The organism is Candidatus Manganitrophus noduliformans, from assembly GCF_012184425.1.
Lineage (GTDB): Bacteria > Nitrospirota > Nitrospiria > SBBL01 > Manganitrophaceae > Manganitrophus > Manganitrophus noduliformans.
In genome coordinates this window covers 1-1,297 of the sequence record NZ_VTOW01000020.1, presented here as the reverse complement: position 1 = coordinate 1,297, position 1,297 = coordinate 1, and the positions used below count along the sequence as shown (strand labels likewise).

The 1,297-nt window shown below is 51.2% G+C and carries 1 protein-coding gene; it reads right to left on the bottom strand.

The window, feature by feature from the left end:
* Positions 1 to 126: 126 nt before the first annotated feature.
* Positions 127 to 1,218: an IS5 family transposase gene (locus tag MNODULE_RS24340; protein WP_168063800.1), complete on the bottom strand. Its 1,092-nt coding sequence runs from the start codon at positions 1,216 to 1,218 to the stop codon at positions 127 to 129.
* Positions 1,219 to 1,297 lie beyond the last annotated feature (79 nt).

Sequence of the window (1,297 nt, the reverse complement as noted above, 5' to 3'; positions counted from 1 at the left end):
CTAGCAGGGTGCTGAAAAAATGGATATTGGATCACGAAGTCTATCTGTTAACCTCTGGTTGCCTTTATGAAGCCGGCTGAATTTCATTTTTCTTTTAGTTTAGATGTCACTCTCAGGAGCTTTTCCTCATGTCGGTTTCAATCGGCTGAGTCTCAACAGGTTATAAGCGGCGGCCGTCAGATGGGCATATTGCTGGGTCCGTGCAATTCCGATAAAGCGGGTCTTCCTCAGCCCTCCTACCGTTTTCATCCACCCGAAGATCTCTTCCACTCGCTTTCTGATTTTCTGACTGATTCGATATCCTTCATGTCGTGTTGTGCGATCATCCAGACCAGGGGTTTTGCGGCCTCGGATGCGAGCGATGTGAGGGGCAATCTCTTCCGACCGCAATTGCGCGATGAAGTCTTTGGTATGGTATCCCTTGTCACCGCCGAGCGTCTTGACCAAAGCTCCCTTCTTTCTCTGTTGCAGGACCATCTTCATTGCTGCTTCTCGCTCCACCGTCCCCGTGGCTTCTTCTACCCGAAGATCGACACACAACCCATGCCGATTCTCCATCAGCGCATGTCCCGACAAGACCAGCTTGGCTTCTTTCCCCAACCCTTTTCGCATCAGCCGAGCCTCTTTATCGGTTGTGCTCTGATGGGTCTGATTGGAGCGGTGCTCCCCGTGGAAATCGATGGTCGGGTTCCCAGGATCATCCGGGGGAGCAGAGGAGCAAGGCGCTCTCTTTTTGGATTTAAAGCTCTTCATGCCGGCCCACGCTTCAATCAGGGTCCCGTCGACGGTGAAGTGCTCATCCGAAAGCAACTTCAAAGCTCTGGCCTTTGCAACCACAGCATCAAAGAACTTGGCCGCCACTTCATGCTCCAGCAGCCGATCCCGATTCTTAGTAAACGTGGTTGCGTCAAAAGAAGCCTCTTCCAGGTTCATGTCCAGAAACCAACGGAAGAGAATATTGTAGTCGAGCATCTCACAGAAGAGTCGATCCGAGCGAACCGAATACAGCGCAATGAGCAACTGGCCTTTAAGCAATCTCTCAGGAGGAAGAGAAGGTCTTCCCAGAGTGCTATACATCGCATCAAAGACACCCGACATCCCGGCCAACACCTCGTCCGCATACGCTTTGATCGACCGCAAGGGATGATCAGATGGAACCCGCTGATCGCAAGAAAGATAACTAAACAGACCACTTTGAGAATCGTTGATGCCGCGCATGATGCCTCCTCCTTAGATCCTGCGCAAGTATACTCAATCAAACTCAACCTTAAAAGGACTTTTTCAGCACCCTGCTAGT